The sequence below is a fragment of the Arthrobacter stackebrandtii genome (genome assembly GCF_017876675.1).
GTDB classification, from domain to species: Bacteria; Actinomycetota; Actinomycetes; order Actinomycetales; family Micrococcaceae; genus Specibacter; species Specibacter stackebrandtii.
The window spans coordinates 2,475,914-2,494,498 of record NZ_JAGIOI010000001.1; the positions used below are offsets into that span (position 1 = coordinate 2,475,914).

At 63.1% G+C, this 18,585-nt stretch carries 16 protein-coding genes and 1 pseudogene; 13 read left to right on the top strand and 4 right to left on the bottom strand.

Annotated features, from left to right (window positions below; all coding sequences use genetic code 11):
• Positions 1 to 24: 24 nt before the first annotated feature.
• Positions 25 to 1,023 (bottom strand): patatin-like phospholipase family protein, encoded by a 999-nt coding sequence (locus JOF48_RS10570; RefSeq protein ID WP_209680488.1) that lies wholly within the window; start codon positions 1,021 to 1,023, stop codon positions 25 to 27.
• 365 nt (positions 1,024 to 1,388) lie between these two features.
• Between JOF48_RS10570 and rpsL the strand changes: the two genes are divergently transcribed.
• The 4 genes from rpsL to tuf all read left to right on the top strand — a co-directional run bounded on the left by rpsL (position 1,389) and on the right by tuf (position 5,775).
• Positions 1,389 to 1,763, top strand: coding sequence for a 30S ribosomal protein S12 (rpsL, locus tag JOF48_RS10575; protein WP_038464715.1), 375 nt, complete (start codon positions 1,389 to 1,391; stop codon positions 1,761 to 1,763).
• Between the two features lies 1 nt (position 1,764).
• Complete coding sequence (gene rpsG / locus JOF48_RS10580) at positions 1,765 to 2,235, top strand: 30S ribosomal protein S7 (RefSeq protein WP_038464713.1); 471 nt, start codon at positions 1,765 to 1,767, stop codon at positions 2,233 to 2,235.
• A gap of 72 nt (positions 2,236 to 2,307) precedes the next feature.
• Entirely contained in the window at positions 2,308 to 4,422 is a 2,115-nt protein-coding gene (fusA, locus tag JOF48_RS10585; protein ID WP_209680490.1) for an elongation factor G, read from the top strand.
• A gap of 162 nt (positions 4,423 to 4,584) precedes the next feature.
• Positions 4,585 to 5,775 carry an elongation factor Tu gene (gene tuf, locus JOF48_RS10590; protein WP_209680492.1) on the top strand — a complete coding sequence of 397 codons (1,191 nt, stop codon included), beginning with the start codon at positions 4,585 to 4,587 and terminating at the stop codon, positions 5,773 to 5,775.
• Positions 5,776 to 5,931: 156 nt separating this feature from the next.
• On the opposite strand, the gene JOF48_RS10595 is transcribed toward tuf, so the two are convergent.
• Together JOF48_RS10595 and JOF48_RS10600 are read right to left on the bottom strand one after the other, a co-directional pair.
• Entirely contained in the window at positions 5,932 to 6,378 is a 447-nt protein-coding gene (locus JOF48_RS10595) for a hypothetical protein (protein WP_209680500.1), read from the bottom strand.
• 41 nt (positions 6,379 to 6,419) lie between these two features.
• On the bottom strand, positions 6,420 to 8,075 hold the full coding sequence (locus JOF48_RS10600; protein WP_209680502.1) for a WXG100 family type VII secretion target: 1,656 nt from the start codon (positions 8,073 to 8,075) through the stop codon (positions 6,420 to 6,422).
• A gap of 158 nt (positions 8,076 to 8,233) precedes the next feature.
• Here JOF48_RS10600 and JOF48_RS10605 point away from each other — a divergent pair, with 158 nt between their 5' ends.
• Both JOF48_RS10605 and JOF48_RS10610 read left to right on the top strand, forming a co-directional pair.
• Positions 8,234 to 8,797, top strand: coding sequence for a hypothetical protein (locus JOF48_RS10605; protein ID WP_209680503.1), 564 nt, complete (start codon positions 8,234 to 8,236; stop codon positions 8,795 to 8,797).
• Positions 8,798 to 9,009: 212 nt separating this feature from the next.
• The gene (locus JOF48_RS10610) at positions 9,010 to 13,401 is read left to right on the top strand and encodes a hypothetical protein (RefSeq protein ID WP_209680506.1); all 4,392 of its coding nucleotides are present in this window, start codon (positions 9,010 to 9,012) and stop codon (positions 13,399 to 13,401) included.
• A 173-nt stretch (positions 13,402 to 13,574) separates the two neighbouring features.
• Here JOF48_RS10610 and JOF48_RS10615 read toward each other — a convergent pair whose 3' ends face one another.
• Entirely contained in the window at positions 13,575 to 14,864 is a 1,290-nt protein-coding gene (locus tag JOF48_RS10615; protein ID WP_342591215.1) for an MFS transporter, read from the bottom strand.
• Positions 14,865 to 15,291: 427 nt separating this feature from the next.
• On the opposite strand from JOF48_RS10615, the gene rpsJ reads away from it, so the two are divergent.
• The 7 genes and pseudogenes from rpsJ to rpsS all read left to right on the top strand — a co-directional run bounded on the left by rpsJ (position 15,292) and on the right by rpsS (position 18,578).
• Entirely contained in the window at positions 15,292 to 15,600 is a 309-nt protein-coding gene (gene rpsJ, locus JOF48_RS10620) for a 30S ribosomal protein S10 (RefSeq protein ID WP_038464699.1), read from the top strand.
• A gap of 17 nt (positions 15,601 to 15,617) precedes the next feature.
• Positions 15,618 to 16,268: a 50S ribosomal protein L3 gene (gene rplC / locus JOF48_RS10625; protein WP_209680508.1), complete on the top strand. Its 651-nt coding sequence runs from the start codon at positions 15,618 to 15,620 to the stop codon at positions 16,266 to 16,268.
• Positions 16,269 to 16,272: 4 nt separating this feature from the next.
• A pseudogene (gene rplD / locus JOF48_RS10630) lies at positions 16,273 to 16,926 on the top strand (50S ribosomal protein L4); the annotation flags it as partial.
• 21 nt (positions 16,927 to 16,947) lie between these two features.
• A complete protein-coding gene (locus JOF48_RS20235) occupies positions 16,948 to 17,112 on the top strand; it encodes a sunset domain-containing protein (protein WP_483414901.1) in 165 nt (54 codons plus the stop codon).
• Entirely contained in the window at positions 17,109 to 17,414 is a 306-nt protein-coding gene (gene rplW, locus JOF48_RS10635; RefSeq protein ID WP_209680512.1) for a 50S ribosomal protein L23, read from the top strand. The genes JOF48_RS20235 and rplW overlap by 4 nt, the downstream gene beginning before the upstream one ends.
• Before the next feature lie 30 nt (positions 17,415 to 17,444).
• The gene (rplB, locus tag JOF48_RS10640; RefSeq protein ID WP_209680514.1) at positions 17,445 to 18,284 is read left to right on the top strand and encodes a 50S ribosomal protein L2; all 840 of its coding nucleotides are present in this window, start codon (positions 17,445 to 17,447) and stop codon (positions 18,282 to 18,284) included.
• A gap of 12 nt (positions 18,285 to 18,296) precedes the next feature.
• On the top strand, positions 18,297 to 18,578 hold the full coding sequence (rpsS, locus tag JOF48_RS10645; protein WP_018773666.1) for a 30S ribosomal protein S19: 282 nt from the start codon (positions 18,297 to 18,299) through the stop codon (positions 18,576 to 18,578).
• The last annotated feature ends 7 nt before the right edge of the window (positions 18,579 to 18,585 follow it).

Below are 18,585 nucleotides of genomic sequence, written 5' to 3' on the forward strand. Positions count from 1 at the left end.
GAACCGCCTGCAGGATTTGTCGGCTCAGTCCTTCTTGTCGTAGTCCCCGGCCTGCCAGCGTTCCCAATCCCAGCTGGCCAGGAAGTTTGTGCCTGCGGCGAGGCCCTCGGCATACATGGCTTCCTTGTCGCCGGCAGTGAGATGGAAATCTGTGGCCCTGTAGTTGGAGGTGTCCACGAAAATAGTCCGGGACGAGGCCTGCGGATCACTGATATACGCGCGGTCGTGGGCGCCCATCATGGTGGAAAGCAGGGATTTGGCCAGTTGCAGGTTGGTATTGTCCGGGCGCCAGTCCTGGCTCCGGATGTTGCTCTTTCCCGACAATTTGACACCGATGGTGGGCCAGCGTGCAGGGCGGCCGTCATCCCGGTCGAAGATGGACATGGGGAAGTTGGAGAGCAGGCCGCCGTCGGCGCAAACGATGTGGTCGTGGCCTGTCACCGCAGGGTTTGCCGCCATGATCCAGGGCCGGAAGAAGAATGGGATGGATGCGGAGGCCCTGATGGCATCAGCCACCAAGACGCTGTCCGGGTCGATGCCCAACCACTCTTCGTAATCCCATGGCAGCCGCAGCATGAGCCCGCGGGAAACATCTGAGACGATCACCACAAGCTTGTACCGCTGAGACGGCGGAAGCGCGCTGCGGGGGTCGTCCTGTTTCAAGTCGCCCCAGGTGTGCACGCCCCGGTCGGCGAGCGAATCCACCAGCCAATGATGCAGAAAGTCGCCGGCATACAGGCCCTGGTGGAAAAGCAGCCCAGCCAGCGGCCCGAGAGCCGGAACATGGGCAAGAAACCCTTTCTCGTCCTCAAAGCGGGTGAAGTCCAACTCCGCCATGAGGTTCCTGGCCCTGGCCACATCATGCCCTGCTGCCACAAGGCCTGCAACGATGGCACCGGCCGAGGTCCCGGCAATGCGGTGAAAAGCATACGGGTCCGGGGCGTCGGCCAGGGCCGCCATGGCTCCGATCAGGGCGGAAGCCTTCACTCCGCCGCCTTCCAGGACCAGATCTGCGTGTGCCATGGCGTGCCTCCCCTTTGCCCGGTGCTTCTGACAATGGGCCATGCGCAGCACAGTGTCAAGGGCGGCTGCACCGGGGGAGCGGGGCCGATTTCGAGGCAGCCCCTAACCCGTGGTAACGTAGTTAGTAATTGTTAGTGTGGCAGTGGATAAGAGTGTCAATTTTCCTCGTTTAGTCGATGAAAGTGGATGCGGGTCCGGGTTGTACGGTTCTTGTACAGCGAATGCCACATTTTTGCATGCCTAGGCGCTGTGAAGTCGCCGAGTCTGCGACTACCAGTAAACAGCTTTTCCCGTTGGGCACCGCGTGTGCCGGGCGGGGCAGGCAACACGAGAAGACTCTCGAGAAAACAACGGAGAACACGAAAGTGCCTACGATTAACCAGCTGGTCCGAAAGGGCCGGACACCCAAGGTCACCAAGACCAAGGCTCCCGCACTGAAGGGCAGCCCCATGCGTCGCGGCGTTTGCACGCGCGTTTACACCACCACCCCGAAGAAGCCGAACTCGGCTCTGCGTAAGGTCGCACGTGTGCGCCTCAACGGCGGCGTGGAAGTTACCGCTTACATCCCCGGTGTAGGCCACAACCTCCAGGAGCACTCCATCGTGCTCGTCCGCGGAGGCCGTGTTAAGGACCTTCCCGGTGTTCGTTACAAGATTGTCCGCGGCGCATTGGATACCCAGGGCGTTAAGAACCGCAAGCAGGCTCGCAGCCGCTACGGTGCAAAGATGGAGAAGAAGTAATATGCCTCGCAAGGGTCCGGCCCCCAAGCGGCCGCTAGTAGTAGATCCCGTATACGGCTCCCCCCTGGTCACTCAGCTGATCAACAAGGTTCTCGTTGACGGCAAGAAGTCCACCGCAGAGCGCATCGTTTACGGTGCACTCGAGGGTGTTCGTGAGAAGACCGGTGCTGATCCCGTAGTTGCCTTGAAGAAGGCCATGGAGAACATCAAGCCGAGCCTTGAGGTCAAGTCCCGCCGTGTTGGTGGCGCCACCTACCAGGTTCCGGTTGAGGTCAAGCCGGGTCGTCAGACCGCACTTGCCCTGCGCTGGTTGGTTGGTTACTCGAAGGCTCGCCGCGAGAAGACCATGACCGAGCGTCTGCGCAACGAAGTTCTGGATGCCTCCAACGGCCTTGGTGCCGCTGTCAAGCGTCGCGAAGATACCCACAAGATGGCAGAGTCCAACAAGGCCTTCGCACATTACCGCTGGTAACTAGAGCCATGAGGATGTCGGCGGCAACCCCGCCGGCATCCTTCCAGCTCATCTCTAGATAAGGGAGAAACCGTGGCACAGGACGTGCTTACAGACCTTAACAAGGTCCGCAACATCGGCATCATGGCCCACATTGATGCTGGCAAGACCACTACAACTGAGCGCATCCTGTTCTACACGGGTGTGAACCACAAGCTCGGCGAAACGCACGATGGTGCTTCGACGACTGACTGGATGGAACAGGAAAAGGAACGCGGCATCACCATCACGAGCGCCGCCGTGACCTGTTTCTGGAACAACAACCAGATCAACATCATTGACACCCCTGGCCACGTTGACTTCACGGTCGAGGTTGAGCGCTCGCTTCGCGTGCTCGACGGCGCCGTTGCTGTTTTTGACGGCAAGGAAGGCGTGGAGCCGCAGTCTGAGACTGTTTGGCGTCAGGCTGACAAGTACAACGTTCCGCGCATCTGCTTCGTCAACAAGATGGACAAGCTCGGCGCTGACTTCTACTTCACCGTTGACACCATCATCAACCGCTTGGGTGCCAAGCCGTTGGTCATGCAGCTTCCCATCGGTGCCGAGAGCGAGTTCGTCGGCGTTGTCGACCTGCTCACCATGAAGGCATTCGTCTGGGCCGGCGACTCCAAGGGTGATGTCACCATGGGCGCCAACTACGAAGTCCAGGAGATCCCCGCGGATCTGCAGGAAAAGGCTGAAGAGTACCGCGCAGCCCTCGTTGAGGCCGTTGCAGAGTCCTCCGAAGAGCTCATGGAGAAGTACCTCGAGGGCGAAGAGCCTTCCATCGAGGAACTCAAGGCTGGCATCCGCAAGCTGACCGTGAACTCGGAAATCTACCCCGTGTTCTGTGGCTCCGCCTTCAAGAACCGCGGCGTTCAGCCCATGCTCGATGCTGTCATCGAGTACCTGCCGAACCCGCTGGACGTTGGCGCCATGGTTGGCCACGATCCCCGTGACGAAGAAGTTGAGCTCACCCGTGAGCCCAGCGAGGATGCACCGTTCTCGGCGCTGTCCTTCAAGATCGCCGCACACCCGTTCTTCGGCCAGTTGAACTTCATCCGCGTGTACTCCGGAACGGCAACGTCCGGTACGCAGCTGCTGAACTCCACGAAGCAGAAGAAGGAGCGCATCGGCAAGCTCTTCCAGATGCACGCCAACAAGGAAATGCCGGTGGATGAAATCCACGCAGGTCACATCTACGCCGTTATCGGCCTCAAGGACACCACCACCGGTGACACCTTGTGTGATCCGGCAAACCCGATCGTTCTCGAATCGATGACCTTCCCCGATCCCGTGATCTTCGTCGCCATCGAGCCGAAGACCAAGGGTGACCAGGAGAAGCTGTCCACCGCTATCCAGAAGCTCTCCGCTGAGGACCCGACGTTCACCGTCAACCTCAACGAAGACACCGGCCAGACCGAAATCGGCGGCATGGGCGAGCTCCACCTGGATGTTCTGGTTGACCGCATGCGCCGCGAATTCAACGTTGAAGCCAACGTTGGCAAGCCGCAGGTTGCATACCGTGAAACCATCAAGCGCGGCGTAGCCAAGCATGACTACACGCACAAGAAGCAGACCGGTGGTTCCGGCCAGTTCGCCAAGATCCAGATTGCCATTGAGCCGCTGGATACGCACGACGGCGAAATGTACGCGTTCGACAACAAGGTCACTGGTGGCCGTGTTCCCCGCGAGTACATCCCCAGCGTTGACCAGGGCATCCAGTCCGCACTGCCTGACGGCGTGCTGGCCGGCTACCCGATGGTCGGCATCAAGGCCACGCTGCTTGACGGCGCGTCCCACGATGTTGACTCCTCCGAAATGGCCTTCAAGATCGCCGGTCGCATGGCGTTCAAGGAAGCCGCTCGGTTGGCCAACCCGGTTCTGCTCGAACCGCTGATGGAAGTTGAAGTCCGCACCCCTGAGGAATACATGGGTGAAGTTATCGGTGACATCAACTCACGTCGCGGCCAGATGCAGTCCATGGAGGACGCAAGCGGTGTCAAGGTCATCAAGGCCCTGGTTCCCCTGTCCGGCATGTTCGGTTACATCGGTGACCTGCGTTCCAAGACCCAGGGTCGCGCAGTTTACTCGATGAAGTTTGACAGCTACTCTGAGGTTCCGAAGGCAGTCGCCGACGAAATCATCCAGAAGGCCCGCGGCGAATAGTCGCAAAATTGCCCGGTGTGCGGGCAGGCCCCAGGCAGGCCCGCACACTTGGTTGCACGAAATTTCTTAAATATCAAAAGCCCCCAGTAGACTTACTTTGGATTTCAGCAGCGAACAGCGCCGCTGAGAGTAAGTCATCTGAAAACGTTCTAGGAGGACCCCGTGGCGAAGGCAAAGTTCGAGCGGACTAAGCCGCACGTTAACATCGGTACCATTGGTCACGTTGACCATGGTAAGACCACGTTGACGGCTGCCATTTCCAAGGTACTGTACGACAAGTACCCCGATCTCAACGAAGCACGTGACTTCGCGACTATCGACTCGGCTCCCGAGGAGAAGCAGCGCGGTATCACGATCAACATCTCGCACGTTGAGTACCAGACCGAGAAGCGCCACTACGCACACGTAGACGCCCCCGGTCACGCTGACTACATCAAGAACATGATCACCGGTGCTGCCCAGATGGACGGCGCTATCCTGGTGGTTGCTGCGACTGACGGCCCGATGGCCCAGACCCGCGAGCACGTTCTGCTGGCCCGCCAGGTTGGCGTTCCCTACCTGCTGGTCGCACTGAACAAGTCCGACATGGTTGATGACGAAGAACTCCTCGACCTGGTCGAAATGGAAGTTCGCGAACTCCTGTCCTCACAGGGCTTCGACGGCGACGAGGCACCTGTTGTCCGCGTTTCCGGCCTGAAGGCCCTGGAAGGCGACCCCGTATGGGTCAAGTCCGTTGAGGACCTGATGGAAGCCGTTGACAACAACGTTCCGGACCCGATCCGCGACAAGGACAAGCCGTTCCTGATGCCGGTTGAAGACGTCTTCACCATCACCGGCCGTGGCACCGTTGTTACGGGCCGCGCCGAGCGTGGCACGCTTCAGATCAACTCTGAAGTTGAAATCGTTGGTATCCGCCCGGTCCAGAAGACCACGGTTACCGGTATCGAAATGTTCCACAAGCAGCTCGACGAGGCATGGGCCGGCGAGAACTGTGGCCTGCTGCTCCGCGGCATCAAGCGCGAAGACGTAGAGCGTGGCCAGGTTATCGTGAAGCCGGGTTCCATCACCCCGCACACCGATTTCGAAGCCAACGTCTACATCCTGGCCAAGGACGAAGGCGGGCGTCACAACCCGTTCTACTCCAACTACCGCCCGCAGTTCTACTTCCGCACCACGGATGTTACCGGCGTCATCACCCTGCCCGAGGGCACGGAAATGGTCATGCCTGGCGACAACACCGAAATGTCAGTCGTGCTGATCCAGCCGATCGCCATGGAAGAGGGCCTCGGCTTCGCTATCCGCGAAGGCGGCCGCACCGTTGGTTCAGGTCGTGTCACCAAGATCCTCAAGTAGTCTTTAGACTTTCTTGATTTTCTAAAAGGAAGGGCCCCAGCTTCGGCTGGGGCCCTTCTGGTTTTAAATTGTTTCTTCAATGCCAGGCACGACGGCGCAGCCCGCCTCCCGGCAGGCCGGCGCCTTTGGTTGCCGGCCGGCCGGGAGACGGACCCGCTATTCGGTGACGGCCAGGCCGTCCACGAGCGACTGGACCAGCTGCACATCCAACGGCTGGCCAAGGTTGGTGGTCAGCAGGGTGATGCCGATGAACGCCCCGCCATCGAGCAGCGTGCCAATGAGCGTGGCTCGGCGGGGCCATTTTTCGTTGTCGGAGAAGGCCACGCTGTAGGCGAAGGCCTGCTTTCCGGGGCTCTGGATGGCACCCTGCATTTCTTCGGCGGCACCAAAGGAAGCCACATAGTGTTCAGCCATCTGCTCGGTCCATCCGATGGCGTCTGCCAGGCTGGCGGCGGCGGCATCGTCGCGCACGACGGACACTATGCTCGCGTCTGCGAGGCTGAATTGGCGGCTTTGCGGCCCTGCACTGGATTCCTCAACGGGGGCGGCGCCGTCGGGCAGGGTGATCTCAAAGCCAAGGTCTGTGGTGAATTTCGTGCTCAAGGTGTGGGCCTTTCAAGGTCGTTGGTCGGCGTGCTCACGGCTTACTGCTGTACTTCCGGGCGGCTCGGCCCCTGTACCCCGGTCACTGTCTCGAAGCCGTTTGCGTAGGGGGTCTTGTAGAGGGTCCCGCCATTGATGATGACTTCATTGGATCCGCCAATCTTTACGCTGGCAACGCCCGAGTCAAAGTCAACGAGGTTGGTCTCGGATGATGCGACGGAGTTGGCCTGGAGGGTCACCGCCGAGGCGTCCATGATTTTGACCATGTCAACTGCCGCCGCCGCGTTGTTTCCGGTGGCGACGTTGCCCAGGTAGCTTTCCACGAGCTGCTTGTTGTCTGGGGTTACATACAATTCAAGCCGTGCCGTGCCTTGGACGCCCACGGTTGAGGATGCGCTGGGGCCTTCGCTGGGAACCCCTTCCGGCAGTTTCCCTGTGAAGGGGTCCACGGGGTTGGGGTTGTCCTGGAAACCGACGGAGCTGTCCACGGTGCCCTTCAGGTCAATTGTCAGCTTGCTGAGGTCGCCTTCGGGATCCATGTTGAGCGTGAACGCGCCTTCACCGCTGCCGCCGAACTTCAAGCCCTCACCCATGTCCAGGGAGCCGTCGAAACTCAAGGCGGCGCTGGCGGTTGATTCCTGGGTGTCCAGGTTCCTCTCGTAGGCGAGTTCCAGCTTCGCCGATGCTTCGGCGTCCTTTGTCAGGCCTCCGTGGGCACCGAGCGAGACGGTGCCCTTGGCGCTCATGGATTGGTGGGACGAGCCGTTGTCGTCTGCGGCACCGTCGAGGGTTCCTTCGATGTACTCGCCGGGGTTCTTGATGGCATCGGCAGCGCGGCCAAAGGTATCCGGCGGCAGGTCGTTGAGCATTTGCTCCCGGGCCGCCATGGCGTCCTCAATGCTGTCGAAGGTGTAGCTCTTGCTGAGCTCACCGGTCATCGTCGCATCTACACCGGCCTTGGTGCTGGGCGTGTTGACTCCGCCTCCCACGTCGCCGCTAACCTTCAAGGTCACGGAGCCGTCGGCGTTTTGGGTGATGACGCTCTGCAGGTGGGCGCCTCCGTGCACCCAGGCGACCTGGCCGTCAACACCCACCTTGTCGGTGATGGTGTAGATCGGAATCGTGCCGAGCCCGCTCTTGATGGCCATCGCGTGGACGAGCTTCTGCACGTCCTCGGGCAGCTTGTCCTCAAGCTGCGCCAGGTAGACCAGGTTGGGCACATCGTTGTCGTCCGTGCCGGCGAGCAGGGCCGCCTGTTCATCTTCGCTGAGGCTGTTCCACCATGCCTGGACTTCCTCGGCCGAGCGGTTGTTCATGTCCTCCAGGATTTCCTGGTTGGGGTCTTTGGCCGGGCAGAAGGGCAGCTCCGGCTTAGTCCCGCCGGTGCCGGGCCCCAAGATTTGCGGTCCGCCTCCGCCGGTATCGTTGGCGGCTGAGGCCTTCTCCTGCTCCACGGCCTGGGCATTCACCAGCTTCGAGGCGTCCACCAGCAGGCCGCTCACAGTGCGCAGCTGCGGGCGCATCCGGGCATTCCAGTCGTGGCGGAATCGTTCAGCGTCGGGACCGCCCCACCGTGCGTTGGTAATGGTGGGGTGGAGGTTGGTGGCGGCAAAGTCGAGCTTTCCTGAGGACTCGCTCAAGAGCTTCGCGAGATCCTTCAGCTGCTCCGGGTTGGCACCGAGCATTCCTTCGTTCATGTCTATCCGTTCTTCAGGTGCCGGCCATCACCGGTGGCAGGGTTGTTTCTTGGCATGCGTGTCACGTGAGCTTACGGAAAGCGTAAGTGACAGGCGCCCATTTGCCGATGGGCAGCACTACCCATGGTACGAACTATGGACGCCGCTAGGGTAGTTGTATGACGCAACCCCGCCCTGCCCTGCCCGCCACAACCCTGCGGACGGCATCGATCGTCATTCTGCTGTTCGCGGCGATGCTGCTGCTGTTCGGCTACTCCACGTTCCGTGCCGGAAACAGCGATGCCAGCACGGCCCAGGAACTGCAATCCTCGGGCCTGCCCGGGATTGTAAACGATGCCAAGGTCAACGTGGGCCGTGGGTCCAGCCGTCAGTGGCATGCCTCGCACGTTGAGCTCACCTTCACGGGAACCGACGGCAGCCAGCACACGATGCAAACGGACCATTTCCCCCACTTCACGCCGCCGGTCGATTCCACCGCCGGGTGGTTCAGCGACTTCCCCACAAAGAACGAAATCGTCGGACAGCCGGTGCTTTACCGCCTGGGTGAGAGCCCCGCCGTTGAACTTTCCAGCGAAATCCCGGCTCTGGCCAGCACCGGCTGGAGCTTCCCCAACTACCTTGGGCTGGCCATCATGGCCATGGGTGCCGCCGCCGCAATCGGCGGATCCGTCAGCCTGGTCCGCTCCGTCCGCAGACTCCGGGCTGGAAAGCCCCTGGGCTAATGCCTGGCCTGGCGGCAGCGCATGCCGCGCACGACGGCGATGCCCGGCTGGGGCTGGATCGGCAGGAGATTTGCGGGCCCTGAAAACGGAGGGCTGCGGCATACGGACCGGCACAGCGAATGTGACGCCGGCCTGTGGATAAGTTGCCCCATCTGAAGGGCAGACATAATTGCCGGCCCTAAGATGAGTACACCAACTGGAGGGGGATTCGCATGAGCCAGCACTGGGGGACCCCGGAGCGGTCTGGAGCGCCGGGTGCCGACGCACTTCAGGATGCCTACGGCAAGGGGTACCTTGACGGGCACCTTGCAGGATGGCGTGACGCCCAGGCCGCACAGGCCGCCATGGAGCAACAGCCTGCAGGGAGTGCCGGACCCCATGCGGGGCCCGCCGCCCCGTCCCGCCCGGAAACCCGTGAGAGGCAGCAAATGCAGCCCGGCACGGATGCCCGGCCACCCGCGACGGGAAACCCGCCCAACATCATGTCGCAACCTGTGCAGCGACTGTCGGCGGGCACTCCCTGGAGCGCCCCTCCGCCACGGTTTTCCGGAGTGCACGCCGGGACTCCCTCCCCACCGCCAGCCGGGACGGTTCCAGACCTGCCGCCTGCGATGCCTGCCCCGCAAACGGGGACGGCTCCTGTCCCGCCGCATGCCATGGCTGCCGGGCCGGCAGCGCACCAGGCTGGACCGGGGCCCTACCTTCCAGGGACGGTGTATCCGGACCCCGAAGCCCTGGCTGCCAGGAAGGCCCGGCGGGAGTCCCAGAACATCAACATCACCCTGTACGTGGCGAGCCTGCTTATGGTGGCAGCCGCAGCCCTGTTCATTGGCAGCAGCCAGCCGGTTCCTGTCCGGCTCGGCGGCGTTTGGCTTGCCACCGGACTGTTCTACGCCACGGGCCTGGTGCTGCACAGCCGTGTTGCAAGGCTCAGGCAGGCTGCCGTTGCCTTCACCGGCACAGCCCTTGCCATCATTCCCTTCGCCGGACTGGCCACGTACAACCTTGGCTTCCCCGATGCGCCTGCCGTGTGGTTTGCCACGTCCCTGATTGGCACGGCAGCCTACATTGTCGCGGCACTCAGGCTGCACAGCCGGCTCGTGGTGTACTTGTCGCTGGCCTTCGTCCTGTCCACGGCATGGTCGTCTGTTGCCGTGCTGGGCGCTGCACTCGCCTGGTACTTCGCCGCGCTCATCGTGGTCTCGGCACTGCTGTCGCTGGCTGGACACCTGCTGCGCCGGCAGGAAGGCGGCGACAGTCTCTACGCCAAGCCGCTGTCGGACCTGGGGCCGTGGTTTGCCCCCGTCGGCCTGGCCGGTTCGCTGGTCTTTTCACTCTCGCTCAACGCAGCCGACCACCTGTTGGTCCTGGTGGCAGGCACCATCTATTACGCCGCCATGACCGCCCTGTGCGCCCCGGTATTGCGCCGCTGGAACTATTTGGGACTCAGGCTCTCGCTGACGCTGGCTGCTCCATTCCTGGGCTGGCTCGTCCAACCCGACCTGGCCGGGTGGGCTGGCGCCTTCACGGTTGTCCTGGCTGTGCAGGCCCTCGCCGTTGCCCACCGGCGCCGGCACCTGTCGGCGTTCCTGCGATCCGGGCGGTGGGTTGAATGGGATGTCACGGCTTCGGCCTGGCTTCTGTCGGCAGTCGCGCTGGCCTGGACCCTGGGCCGCGCAGAGAACGGGTCCGCGTTTGCCAGCCTGGGACTGGCTGTGGGGCTGGCCGCCACCATGGCCATGGTTCCGGCCCTGCTGCCCAAGGGGGAGTGGCTGCCGCTTCCATTGGCGGCGTTGGCTGTCGTGTGGGCACCGGCATTGTCGGCACTGGATGCGATGGTGCTGACCGCACTTGGCACGGCCTACTGCGTCCTGCGGCACATGCTCGCCCGAAACACGGCCGTGGGCCATGCCATGCTCGTTGCGGCGCGGGTGCTGGCCACGGCCTTTGTTGCCTCCACCCTGGTCCAAGCGCTGCCGCCGGAGCCGGGCAAGGCACACTTCGTCGTCGCAGCCATGGGCGTCGTTGCTGCGCTGCAGCTTCTGGCCGACACCCTGCTCGGCAGGTTGGGGGCCGCCAATGTCGCCACAAAGTACTCGGCGGCCAGCTGGGCGGCGGCTGGCACGGTGCTGGTCGTGCTGCTCGCCGGTGCGTATGCGGACCCGGCCAACTTTGCCCTCCTTGGCACGGGCGCCCAGGGCCATCCCGGCGCGGCCCCGCCTGCGCTGCTGCGCATGGAGTTCCTGGTGTCGGCGGCGGCCATGGGGCTTGCGACGGCAGCCTACTCCCTCTCGAAGCTGCACCGCGTCCGGGGATGGTCGCGCGCAGAAGCGGTGGCACCTGCGTACCTGGCCACTGGTGCGCTGTGCACGGGGGCTGTTTTTGGGGCTGGCGGCAGCAGCACGTCGTGGGGAATTGTTTTTGGCTATCTGGTGGTCGCCGGCGTCATGCTGCGCGGCCAGGAAGGCTTCCTTCACCGGTGGGTGTACTGGTGGGCGGCCCGTGCCGCATCCCTTCTGCTCGTGGCGGCACTTTTCACACTGTGGCACGGGCACGACCCAGCCACGGTCCTGCTCGGTTCCACAATGGGCGTCGGGTCGGTCCTGCTGTTGGCGCTGGTGCCGCAGCTGGTGGTCCTTGCCGTCGCCTCGGTGCGCCGTTGGGCTGTTCCGGGCTTGTCAGTGGATGTTGCCGTGACGCTGGCGGCCGCTGCCTTTGTGGCGGTGCCCGGGATTCTGGCGCCGGAATCCGGGCTTTGGACGGCGAGGGCCGCCGTTGTCCTGGCGGCACTCGCCATTGCCGCCCTCGCCATTTGTGGAACACTGGGCAGCTCCGGCATGGTGCTGGCATCTTGGGCTGCGCCCGGCGCCCTCGCATTGGTGTCGCTGTTCCAGTGGGCCGACCGACCGCTGGCCGCGGTGGTGCTGGCGGTCCTGTCCGCCAGCTCGGCGTGGCTGGCGGCCAAGGCGGAGGGCGGACTGCTGCGGGCCATGCACTTCCTGATTTCCCGGGCGGCCGTGACGCTGCTGGCCATTGCCGTGGTCCGCGAACTGAGCGCCAGCCCTGAGCTCAATTCACTGGCGCTGTGCGGGGTCCTTCTGCTTCAGCTGGCGCTGTCCCGGCTGGCAGCCCGGCCCGGGCGGCTGCAAGCCGCTGTGGGGGAGCCGGGACTGCTGAAGGTCGCGTTGTGGCTGGTCCTGGGGGCCCAGGTGTTGCTGCCGGTCACTTATGCCTCGATGGGAGGGGGCTTTGTCCCCGGCGGGCAGGCCCTGCGGTGGGTGGTTGCCGTGGAGCTTGTTGCGCTGGCCGGGTCGGCCGTGGCGGCGCAGTTGTGGATGGGGCAGCGCGGGGCGTCCTACCTGGCAATCCTCGCCGTTGCCGGCGGGGCCGCCGTCATCGCACCAGTGCTGCTGCCGGGAACCACGGCCCTGATTCTGCTGGGCCTGTCACTCGCCGTCATTGCATGGCGGTGCGTGCACGTACCGGCTGAGCCGGAGATGCGCTGGTACTGGCTGGTGGCGGGCGGCAGCTTCCTTGCCACCGCTGTCGTTGTGGACAGGGATGCGCCGGCGGCCGTCTTTGGCTCCGTGTGGCTGGTGGCGGGTGCGGCGTTCCTCGCAGCCGCGCATGTTGTCAAGGTGCCGCGCCTGACGTTGCCGGGTTCGCTCATGGTGCTGCTGTCGGCGTTCTTGTTCCGCATCCAGGTGCTGGACGCCGTGGCGCACGACGGCTACGCGAGCCTTGTGGGGTTCGTGGTGGTGGTTGGTGCCCTGTACCTGGTGCGGTTGTTCCTCGTGGGCCGTGTCGCGCAGCCATTTCTGCAGTGCAGGGTGCTGGCTGGCGTGGCCCTGGGCGGTGGCGCGTTGTTTGCCGTATGGGCCATGCTCGACGACCACACGGTCTTCTGGGGAGCAGCGGCGTTCACGGCTGTGGCCGCATTGGCCTGCGTAGAGGCCCCTGCCCGGTACAGGGGAATCGCTATGGATGGTGGCGTGCTGGCCTGTGCACTGGTCTGGTACTGGGCATGCAGCCGCTACGTGGACCTGGGCGTGTACTGGTTTGTCCAGTGGTGCGCACTCGCCCTGGCCGGCCTTGCTGTCCGCCGCTACAGGGCCAGGCTCGGTGTTTCCGGCAAGCGACTGCTCATGGCGGCGGCAGCCGCAGCCAGCGTCGGCGGAATCCTGACCATTGCCAGCGGAGACACCGTCCAGCAGCTCGTGTCCCTGTTGGTCTTCGCGGCGCTGCTGGCCGTGGGCATGACGCTCGACGAACGGGTCTTCACCATCTGGGGAGCCGTGGGTGTTGCGACGGCCGTCATCTGGTATCTGCGCGGCTACACGTACATTCTGCTCGCGCTGCTGGCCCTGGGACTGATCGGCCTGGTGATCTGGCGGCTCAACCGCAAGAAGCCACAGGATGTTCCGGCATCCCCGCTTCCTGTGCCCCAAGCAGGGCCCCAAGCCCAGGCCCCGCAGCCAGGAGCACAGCAACAGCCGGCGCCCATGGCGGGTCCGCGCCAGTGGGCCATGCCCGCACAGCCACAAAACCTGCCTCCGCAGCATCCAGGTGCACCGTCCCAGGATCCCCCGCCACCGCCGGTGTAGTCTCGGAGGGTCCACCGGAGATCGTCCGAATCTAAGGGACTAGGGCAACCGGGCCCACGGCAACTTTCGCGCACCATTGGTATTCGATCGGCGGCTGCCAATGGGGGCCAGCTGCCCGGACAGTGTTCGAGGGTTGGGGCCGTGGCCCCGGACGGTGATGCAGGGGCGGCCAGCTACCGCACGCCCTTGACCTGGGCCACCGCGAGGGCGCCGGCCAGCGCCGTCGCCCCGGACACCAGAAACAGCAGCGTGAAGCCGCCCACGGCGCTGACCAGGAGCGCGCCCAGCATGGGCGCGAACGCCTGGGGCACGGTCAGGGCGATGTTCATGATCCCCAGGTCCTTGCCGCGGGAGAGCTGGTCTGGGAGAACTTCGGTGGCCAGTGCCTGGTCAACGGAAAGGAAGCAGCCGTAGCCCAGGCCCAGCAGCGCGGCACCGACGGTCGCGGCACCCATGGTGGGGATGAAGGCCAAGATCAGGGCAGCGGCGGCCTGCAGCACGGAGGCGCCAAAAACGAAGGCGCGGCGGCGGCCCAGCTTGTCGGAAAGCCGGCCCAGCCACAGCGAGGCGATGATGACAAACACCATGTACACCAGGGTCAGCAGGATCAGCGAGTCCTCGGCGTTGGGCACCTGCAGCCCGTACATGAGGAAATAGAGCAGCAGGCTGGTGCCGAAGGCGTTGCCCAGGTTGACCAAGATGCGGCTCAGCAGGGTCCAGCCGAAATCGGGGAACTTGCGCGGGCTGATCCACAGGCCCTCGAGCAATGACCGCCAGGTGAGGGGCGGAACCACACCCGGCGGCAGCACGGCGTCGGGAATCAGCAACAGGAACGGCAGCCCCAGGACCACGAGAAGCCCGGCCATGAGCGCATATCCGCCAAAGGTGCTCAGGCCCAGGGTTGTCACAAGCACCAGCCCCGCAATGATGCCGATGGCCTGCGGGGCCGAGATCCAGCCGGACACGTAGCCGCGCTGGTTCACGGGGACCTGGTCGGAGATCGCTGCCGTGAGGGCTGCCGTCAGGACGCAGAAGAAGGTGCTGGCGGCGACCCAGCAGATGCCGATCCCCAGCAGCGAGGTTTGCAGGCCCAGGACCACCAACGATGCGGCGAATCCGGCCGTGCCTGCGGCAATCCATGGGCGACGGCGGCCGAAGCGCGATGTGGTGCGGTCGGAGAGGGCTCCGGTGAGCGGGTAGGCAACGAGTGCAAAGAGGCCGGCGACGCCCGAAATGTAACCGAACCCCAGGACGTTTTGAACCCAGTCGGTGGTGTTGAGGTACTTTTCGACTTGGAGCGGAAGCAGCAGCTGCACAGGCGTCAGCTGGGCAATCCATACGCCAAACCAGCTCAGTGCGAAGAAGAAGATCCAGCGCCCGCCCACCCGAACGGTGGGAACTGCGGCCAACGATTGAGTTGCCGGGGGAGTGGACACCCCGTTCGGTCCAGTGACTTTGCTCACCACAAAAGCTTCTCACGACCGTCAAGAGGGGTGCCGAGTGCCGCCGCCGCGGCACATTGGGGCGCCCTGTTGGCAAGGCCACATGGAGGGGGATTGGTAATCAGGGGTGGAATCCGGCATACTTATTGAGTTGTTCAAGTGCTTTTTCGTGTCCCGGTCGAGATAATGCTCGATGCAGGGTCCAAGCTAAAGCCCAAACATAACCCAACCTTCCAAAAATGGAGCGGGTACGTGCGTGATTTATCGCGACACGCCCGACCGCGGGGGTCGGAGCTTCGATGGATTGAGGAACCCGGAAATATCCGGATTCAGTTCATTGGGAGCGTGGCTGTGAGTGCCACATTTGAACAGGAAAAGTAAACAGCGTTTACGTCAACAGCATCGCTCCTACAGGGTGCTTCGTTACAGGAAAGAGAGTCACGACGCCATGGCGGGACAAAAAATCCGCATCCGGCTGAAGTCATATGACCACGAGGTCATTGATGTTTCAGCTCGGAAGATCGTTGAGACGGTCACGCGCGCAGGCGCAACGGTAGTCGGCCCCGTGCCGCTGCCCACCGAGAAGAACATTTACTGCGTAATTCGTTCACCTCACAAGTACAAGGACAGCCGCGAGCACTTTGAAATGCGCACGCACAAGCGTCTGATCGACATCATTGATCCCACGCCCAAGGCAGTTGATTCGCTCATGCGTCTCGACCTGCCGGCCGACGTGAACATCGAAATCAAACTGTAGGGAGGTGCTGAGAAACTATGACCGCGACCCGAAACACTAAGGGCATCCTGGGCACGAAGCTCGGCATGACCCAGGTCTGGGACGAGAACAACCTGCTTGTTCCCGTAACTGTTGTCCAGGCCGATTCCAATGTCATCACCCAGCTGCGCAACGCAGAGGTTGATGGCTACACCGCCGTTCAGATCGGCTACGGCCAGATCGATCCTCGCAAGGTGACCAAGCCCCTGGCTGGCCACTTCGAGAAGGCTGGTGTCACCCCCCGCCGCCACGTCGTCGAGCTGCGCACTGCAGACGCTGACAGCTACACCCTCGGCCAGGAGCTCTCCGTTGAGATCTTCGAAGCCGGCCAGAAGGTCGACGTCGTCGGCACTTCAAAGGGTAAGGGCTTCGCCGGTGTCATGAAGCGTCACGGCTTCCACGGCGCCCCGGCTTCGCACGGTGCTCACAAGAACCACCGCAAGCCCGGTTCCATCGGTGGCGCGTCCACCCCTGGCCGCGTTTTCAAGGGTATGCGCATGGCAGGCCGTATGGGTGCCGAGCGCGTAACCACCGTGAACCTGACGGTCCACGGTGTTGACGCCGAGAAGTCGCTGCTGCTGATCAAGGGTGCCGTCCCCGGCGCCCGCGGCTCGGTCGTCCTGGTACGCACCGCCGTGAAGGGAGCATAAGTAAATGGCTACTGTAAAAGTTGACCTGCCTGCAGAGATCTTCGACGTACAGACCAACGTGCCCTTGCTGCACCAGGTTGTCGTTGCACAGCTCGCTGCTGCCCGCCAGGGCACGCACAAGACCAAGACCCGCGCCGAAGTATCCGGTGCCGGCCGCAAGCCGTTCGCACAGAAGGGCACCGGCCGCGCCCGTCAGGGTTCCATCCGCGCCCCTCACATGACCGGCGGTGGCGTTGTCCACGGTCCGACCCCTCGTGACTACAGCCAGCGCACGCCCAAGAAGATGAAGGCTGCTGCACTGCGCGGCGCCCTGTCTGACCGTGCACGCAACGGCCGCATCCACGTCATTGCTGAACTGGTTGCCGGCTCCACGCCGTCCACCAAGGCTGCAAAGGCCACCCTCGCCGCTGTCACCTCACGCAAGAGCGTTTTGGTTGTCATCGAGCGCGCCAACGACGTTGCCGCACTGAGCGTTCGCAACATCGAGAACCTGCACGTCATCTACGTTGACCAGCTCAACACCTATGACGTACTGATCTCCGACGACATCATTTTCACCCAGGCAGCCTACGAGATCTTCGTCTCCGGCCGTGCCGCTGCTGAAGCTTTCGCTTCCAGCCTCCTGGTTGTTGAAGAAGTCGTCGTTGCCGAAACCGCTGCTGCAGGTGCCGAAGGCTCCATCAAGGGCAACAAGGACTCCATGAAGTACCACGTGCCTGGTTCACGCTGGTACGAGGCCACTGAGGCCGAAGTTTGGTTTGCAACGGTAGAGGACGCCAAGGCCGCAGGCTTTGTTCCCGCCGGCGGCGAAGCTGCCCAGACCATTAAGGAGGACGGCAAGTGAGCGCCGTTACCATCAAGGATCCGCGCGACGTAGTGCTTGCACCGGTCGTCTCGGAAAAGAGCTACGGCTTGATCGACGAAGGCAAGTACACCTTCCTGGTTGACCCCCGCTCCAACAAGACCGAGATCAAGCTGGCCGTGGAGAAAATCTTCTCCGTCAAGGTCGACTCGATCAACACCATCAACCGTGCCGGTAAGCGCAAGCGCACCCGTTTCGGCTGGGGACAGCGCAAGAACACCAAGCGCGCCATTGTCTCCCTGCGCGAAGGCACGATCGACATCTTCGGCGGTCCGCTTTCATAAGCGGAGACCACTTTAACGAGGAAATAAACTATGGCAATCCGTAAATACAAGCCGACAACCCCGGGCCGTCGTGGCTCGAGCGTTGCCGACTTCGCAGAAATCACGCGGTCGACTCCGGAGAAGTCTCTGGTCCGTCCCCTGCCCAAGAAGGGCGGCCGCAACAACACCGGTCGTATCACGACGCGTCACAAGGGTGGTGGCCACAAGCGCCAGTACCGCCTGATTGACTTCCGTCGCCACGACAAGGATGGCGTCAACGCCCGCGTAGCTGAGATCGAGTACGATCCCAACCGCACGGCGCGCATTGCCCTCCTGCACTACGTTGATGGCACCAAGCGCTACATCATTGCCCCCAACAAGCTCAAGCAGGGCGACTTCGTAGAAGCCGGCCCCGCAGCTGACATCAAGCCTGGCAACAACCTGCCGTTGCGCAACATCCCCGTGGGTACTGTTATCCACGCTGTGGAGCTGCGTCCCGGCGGCGGTGCCAAGATGGCCCGTTCAGCTGGTGCTTCGGTTCAGCTCGTCGCCAAGGAAGGCAAGTTCGCCCAGCTGCGTCTGCCCTCCGGCGAAATCCGCAACGTCGATGCGCGCTGCCGCGCGACCGTCGGCGAAGTTGGCAACGCTGAGCAGTCCAACATCAACTGGGGCAAGGCTGGCCGCATGCGCTGGAAGGGCGTTCGCCCGACCGTCCGCGGTGTTGTCATGAACCCTGTTGATCACCCGCATGGTGGTGGTGAAGGCAAGACCTCCGGTGGACGTCACCCGGTCAACCCGAACGGTAAGCGCGAAGGCCGCACCCGCCGTCCCAACAAAGAGAGCGACAAGCTGATTGTTCGTCGCCGCCGTTCTGGCAAGAACAAGCGATAGGAGCCTGGAGACATGCCACGTAGCCTGAAGAAGGGTCCTTTCGTTGACCAGCACCTCTTTGTCAAGGTAGCTCGGGAGAACGAAAAGGGCACCAAGAACGTAATTAAGACCTGGTCCCGCCGCTCGATGATCGTGCCCGATATGTTGGGTCACACGATTGCCGTGCATGACGGTCGCAAGCACATCCCCGTGTTTGTTACCGAGTCGATGGTCGGGCACAAGCTCGGCGAATTCGCCCCCACGCGGACATTCCGCGGCCATGTCAAGGACGACCGTAAGGGCAAGCGCCGCTAAGGCGCTT

Coding starts and splice junctions, on each gene's coding strand:
- rplB (WP_209680514.1), top strand. CDS start 17,445: ATGGCAATCCGTAAATACAAGCCGACAACCCCGGGCCGTCGTGGCTCG.
- JOF48_RS10570 (WP_209680488.1), bottom strand. CDS start 1,023: ATGGCACACGCAGATCTGGTCCTGGAAGGCGGCGGAGTGAAGGCTTCC.
- JOF48_RS10610 (WP_209680506.1), top strand. CDS start 9,010: ATGAGCCAGCACTGGGGGACCCCGGAGCGGTCTGGAGCGCCGGGTGCC.
- JOF48_RS10605 (WP_209680503.1), top strand. CDS start 8,234: ATGACGCAACCCCGCCCTGCCCTGCCCGCCACAACCCTGCGGACGGCA.
- rpsJ (WP_038464699.1), top strand. CDS start 15,292: ATGGCGGGACAAAAAATCCGCATCCGGCTGAAGTCATATGACCACGAG.
- rplC (WP_209680508.1), top strand. CDS start 15,618: ATGACCGCGACCCGAAACACTAAGGGCATCCTGGGCACGAAGCTCGGC.
- rpsS (WP_018773666.1), top strand. CDS start 18,297: ATGCCACGTAGCCTGAAGAAGGGTCCTTTCGTTGACCAGCACCTCTTT.
- rpsG (WP_038464713.1), top strand. CDS start 1,765: ATGCCTCGCAAGGGTCCGGCCCCCAAGCGGCCGCTAGTAGTAGATCCC.
- JOF48_RS10600 (WP_209680502.1), bottom strand. CDS start 8,075: ATGAACGAAGGAATGCTCGGTGCCAACCCGGAGCAGCTGAAGGATCTC.